Source organism: Pseudoalteromonas sp. S2755 (assembly GCF_005886535.1).
In the GTDB taxonomy this organism is placed as follows: domain Bacteria; phylum Pseudomonadota; class Gammaproteobacteria; order Enterobacterales; family Alteromonadaceae; genus Pseudoalteromonas.
This window is the reverse complement of sequence record NZ_PNDS01000102.1, coordinates 1-4,519: the sequence shown is the minus strand read 5'-3', so window position 1 is coordinate 4,519 and position 4,519 is coordinate 1. Positions and strand designations below refer to the sequence as shown.

Annotated in this window: 4 protein-coding genes, 1 tRNA gene and 1 pseudogene; 2 read left to right on the top strand and 4 right to left on the bottom strand. The window is 41.4% G+C overall.

Annotation, left to right across the window (positions count from 1 at the left end; genetic code table 11):
• Positions 1-300: 300 nt before the first annotated feature.
• Positions 301-1,719 (top strand): alanine/glycine:cation symporter family protein, encoded by a 1,419-nt coding sequence (locus CWC03_RS16310; protein WP_138582778.1) that lies wholly within the window; start codon positions 301-303, stop codon positions 1,717-1,719.
• A gap of 163 nt (positions 1,720-1,882) precedes the next feature.
• Positions 1,883-1,959 (top strand) — tRNA-Pro (locus tag CWC03_RS16305).
• A gap of 135 nt (positions 1,960-2,094) precedes the next feature.
• Here the strand turns inward: CWC03_RS16305 and CWC03_RS16300 are convergent.
• The 4 genes and pseudogenes from CWC03_RS16300 to CWC03_RS16285 form a co-directional block, all read right to left on the bottom strand.
• Positions 2,095-2,277 (bottom strand): hypothetical protein, encoded by a 183-nt coding sequence (locus CWC03_RS16300; protein ID WP_138582777.1) that lies wholly within the window; start codon positions 2,275-2,277, stop codon positions 2,095-2,097.
• A 64-nt stretch (positions 2,278-2,341) separates the two neighbouring features.
• The gene (locus CWC03_RS16295; protein WP_138582776.1) at positions 2,342-2,725 is read right to left on the bottom strand and encodes a hypothetical protein; all 384 of its coding nucleotides are present in this window, start codon (positions 2,723-2,725) and stop codon (positions 2,342-2,344) included.
• A 542-nt stretch (positions 2,726-3,267) separates the two neighbouring features.
• Positions 3,268-3,492, bottom strand: coding sequence for a hypothetical protein (locus CWC03_RS16290; RefSeq protein ID WP_138582775.1), 225 nt, complete (start codon positions 3,490-3,492; stop codon positions 3,268-3,270).
• Positions 3,485-4,519, bottom strand: a pseudogene (locus CWC03_RS16285) (hypothetical protein); the annotation flags it as partial. The pseudogene CWC03_RS16285 and the gene CWC03_RS16290, both read right to left, overlap by 8 nt.

Below are 4,519 nucleotides of genomic sequence, written 5' to 3'. Positions count from 1 at the left end.
TTTTGAATTTCTTTAGAAGAAGTTTCGGACCTAAGTTTTACTTGACCCCCAACTCGTTAGCTTATTGCTTTTCAGCGTAGCACCCCGTGTCAGTGGGGTCGCATTATAGGGCGATCCGATTTTAGTGCAACCCTTTTTTTCGGTTTTTTCTATTTATTTTTCAAATGCTTTTTAGCCCACCGAATCCTAACAACTTATCCACATTTTCTGTGGATAACCCACAGGAATTTCGGCTTTTGCTTTTCTTTGTGGTAGATTACCGCCCCACTATTTACTCGTTCTTAGAAAAAGGCTAAATACATGGCTGATATCTTAAACTCGATAAGTGGTCTTTTATGGGGCCATCTACTTATCTACCTCTTAATAGCTGCTGGTGTATTCTTCACAATTAGGCTTGGGTTTATTCAATTCACCCAATTCCCATATATGGTGAAGGTAATGATGAAAAGCCGCGAAGGTGCTGAAGATGGTATCTCCTCTTTTCAAGCATTCTGTACTTCACTCGCCGCACGGGTTGGTACCGGAAATATGGCAGGTGTTGGTGTCGCGCTCTATTTGGGCGGTCCTGGTGCTATATTGTGGATGTGGCTCATTGCCTTGATTGGTATGGCGACCAGTTTTGCTGAAAGTTGCTTAGCGCAGCTATATAAGACAAAAGATGATGACGGAAACTTCCGTGGTGGCCCTGCTTTTTATATGGAGCTTGGTTTAAAACGTAAGTGGATGGGTGTGTTATTTTCACTTTGCCTTATCCTTGCATTTGGTTTCGTCTTTAATGCAGTACAAGCCAACTCCATTGCTGCAGCATTTAACGTTGCCTTTGATGTGCCTAAATATATGATGGGTATTGCGTTAGTAACAGCTTCTGGGATTATCATCTTCGGAGGTTTAAAAACTATTGCACGCTTTGCCGAACTCGTCGTGCCTTTTATGGCCGCTGCTTATCTTATACTTGCACTTTACGTCTGTGCTGTGAACTTTACGCAGCTACCAGATATATTCATGTTAATAGTAAAAAGTGCAATGGGTATTGAACAAGCGGGTGCTGGTGCGATAGGCTACGCGGTAATGCAAGCGATGCTTCAAGGGATCAAGCGCGGCTTATTCTCAAATGAAGCCGGTATGGGTAGCGCTGCAAACGCTGCTGCAAGTGCAACACCAAATCCAAACCATCCAGCATCACAGGGTTATGTACAAATGCTAGGTGTATTTGTAGATACCATAGTGATCTGTACCGCGACCGCGTCGCTTATTCTTTTATCTGGTCAGCTCGAGCCAAACTCAGGTTTAACTGGCATTGAATTAACGCAATCTGCATTGGTTCATCATGTAGGGGAATGGGGCGCAATTTTCGTTGCGGTAGCTATTCTATTCTTCGCTTTTACCTCCATTGTTGCCAACTATAGTTATGCAGAAACCAACCTACTGTTCTTAGATCACCATTCAAAGAAAGGCATGATGGTATTTAGAGCTTGTGTATTAGGTATGGTAATGTTTGGTGCGGTAAGCGAACTTGGACTGGTTTGGACACTCGCTGATATTTCAATGGGTTTAATGGCTGTAGTTAACGTGGTTGCACTCTTTATGCTTCGCAAAGTCGTGCTATGGCTTGCCAACGATTATAAAAAGCAGCTTAAAGCTGGCGTAACCCCAGAGTTTGATCCTAGTACCAACCCTGAAGTAGAAAAAACACTACCAAAAGGTATTTGGACTAAATAGACCAATACAGCGCACTAGTGCTTATATTTAGTGCGCTTTCTTCTTATAAAACTCAGATTTAATGACGAAGAACACAAAAATACGCCCTTGAGTTCATTTAATGTCCAAACAAACCAACCACTTATTGCCTTTCAAAAAAAAATCCGTATAGTAAAGCACAAGTCGGCATATAGCGCAGCTTGGTAGCGCACTGTCATGGGGTGTCAGGGGTCGCAGGTTCAAATCCTGCTATGCCGACCAGCTTTTCCTTACCCTAATCAATAAGTTATATCAATTTCTACACTTTCTATTTTATCTCTTGTGGTAATTCCGTGGTAACAAGGTGGTAAATAAAAATTTTTCTTCTTAGATTCCGTTATTAAAATAAGTAATACATCAAACTTCAATCTCACTATTCGGTAGAGATGGTGCTTGCCCTGTGATGCGATCATTCTCTATATACACCGAGCCTTCTTGAACACTATCCCCTAGTAGTCGGCTGGTTGTACCATCGCTATGCTCTACAGTGGTAGTGCCAACATAGTAAATAATTTGATACCTCGCGCGAGACCCCAGCATTAGTAGTGCAGTAAAATCTCAAACTATGTTTTTTAATATTTAAAAAAGATTTCATATATTGTAATTAGGAAAGGAACTTTATAAATTGTTGCTTGGCATACTCTCTAATTTTCTCAACTTCTTCTTTATGATCTTGATATAGAGTATCAGAGGTCACCCCATTTACAACATAGTAGCTTTCGGCATGCTCTAACCAAACAAGATATTTTTTTTCATAAAACTTGAGTATATACTTTCCTCTTTCAGGTAGGTTGTTTCTCAGTTGGTATACATCCTCATAAATACTCTCGTCTCGCTGCAAAGATAAAACCATCCTCTGTTTTATTTCATCAATGACTATATCTGTTTTTCTGTTTTTTTGTTTGTTCAAAAAAACGTAAATGATAAATAAGCCAACAGAAACGGTTAACCAAGCTATAAGTACTATTTGCTCAAGGGAAATATTCATGTATCCATCCTAGTTGGAATATTGGTAAATCAGAACTGTTTTAAATATTATCAGACTATACACTGTGAATAAGCACTAGTCTCTTCACACAGCTACATGCGAAGGTACAGATTCAAAATAATCAAAGCCACTTTTTTAAGTATCCTAGAAATCAAGAGAGAAACGAGATAAACTTATCTTTAGCCTTCTGTTTTATATATTCTATTTGTTCTTTATTTTCTTCGAAAAGAGTTTCCGATGACATCCCGTTCAGAGAATAAAGGCTCTCAGCCTTTATTATGAGCTTACAATAAACATTTTCGTAATAGTTCACTATGTGGAAACTAGCGTCTGGAAATCTGTTCTTTAGGAAGAAAATATCATTCTGTATACACTCACCATTAATTAGCTTGGCTACTAAAATCTCTTTCCTCTCCCGAATGATTACTTTCTCTAAGCGCCCTTTACGCCTTCTTTCCGAAAATATCATATGTAAATATACAATCCCCGCTGCAGCTGCTGTCAAAGCTATAATGGTTCCAATCATCTTTTATACTAGATATTCAAATCGTGACTTCAGCATATGGCAAATCCGGTGCATTGCCAACTATGCGATCATTCTCTATATACACAGAGCCTTCTTGAACACTGTCACCTAGTACGCGGCTGGTTGTCCCGTCGCTGTGTTCTACAGTGGTAGTACCATCATTATTTACTGTCAGCACTTTTACTATACTGCGCTGTGTGCCGGAGAGTACTGAACCGAGTCTGTTTAGTGTGTTAGACATTGCGTACCGCCTGAATTGTTTGATTTACCATAATCGCGCCTTGGTTGCTGATACTAGCAGCGATAGCCAGTGAGTCCACCGTTGCTTTGTATAGCTCGTCTTCAAACCTTACACCTAACAGCATGCCTGGTCTGATTGGTGGCAGGTCTTGCTTTAGCTTGGTGCGAATGGTTGCGGTTCGTTTATTGCCACTCCTGGCAAGTTCGCATGTGCCACGTTGACGCGCGGCTTGTACATCGGTGATTAGATTGTCTACGATGTCGCGAGCGTAATCTGTTGCAGGAGTGCCTTGGCGCTTGATTTTACATGCAACGCCTTGCTGCTCGCCTCTCACAAAAACAACGTTGTGCTCTGGCTGAATGGTGTCTCGTGTATTGTGCTCTAGTATTAGAGCATCATTGAGAATGACATCAGGCGTTGCTTGCTCTGTGCTCCATGGGTTGACTGGCCACTCGGGCACAACTGAGACAGTTTTGGTTGTATCGTTAATGTCCAGAATAGCACCAATACTACTGGCTACTTTAAGCAGTGCAGCCGCTGGTGTCAGTCCTCGATACGAAAACGCCCCCTCAGGGATTGGGTAATCAATCATTTGGTTGTCTAACGTCCAACCTGTGTTATCTAAAATGTCGGTCATGATACCTGCGAGCGTCTTATCTAAGGTGTTTACGTAATTACGCTCGCGTTGATACGGTGCAGCAAGCTCTGCGAATCGAGAACGAATCGACGCGCTGTAGCTATTATTTGCAAATCGATTGCTTGTACTGGGTTGCTCGCAAATCATGATGAACTCGTAGCCATTAATGACTAGCTTTAACTGTTGGCCAATCGCACGCTCCATATCTATTCTGCTGCAAAACTTGATGTTGCCCGTTGCAGCAAATTGGCCGCGTTGCCACGTGCAGCTGATACTGTTAATTAGAATTTTTAAATCATCACTTAGTCGATTACAGCTGATTGATGGTTGCATGATGTAATATCTCTGTATCTGTGGCTCTATGGGGATTTTGGTATCGATGGGGGGAAT